Annotated in this window: 1 protein-coding gene; it reads left to right on the top strand. The window is 65.9% G+C overall.

What is annotated here, in order from left to right; all coding sequences use genetic code 11:
* A partial coding sequence (locus tag ACODSD_RS24795) for a bacteriophage T4 gp5 trimerization domain-containing protein (RefSeq protein WP_488878612.1) occupies positions 1-399 on the top strand: 399 nt, incomplete at both ends.

Here is a 399-nt window from a genome sequence, read left to right on the forward strand (position 1 = left end):
AGATCACCTTCGACGACCAGCGCGGCGCGGAGCGGGTGATGGTGCACGCCGAGCGCGACATGCAGCAGACCACCGAGCGCAACAGCTCGGAGGCGGTGGGGCAGGACAAGAACACCTCGGTCAAGGGCACGTCCACCTCGGTCACCGGCGCCTCGATCAGCTACACCGGGGTGTCGGTGTCCTTCACCGGCCTGTCGGTCAGCTTCACCGGGGTATCCACCAGCTTCACCGGCCTGTCCACCAGTTTCACCGGGGTGTCCACCAGCTTTACCGGCGTCTCCACCGGCTTCACCGGGGTGTCCACCGGTTTTACCGGCGTCTCCACCAGCTTCACCGGCATTTCCACCGGTTTCACCGGGGTGTCCACCAGCTTTACCGGCGTGTCCACCAGCCTGACCG

The organism is Chromobacterium sp. FG22, from assembly GCF_057809415.1.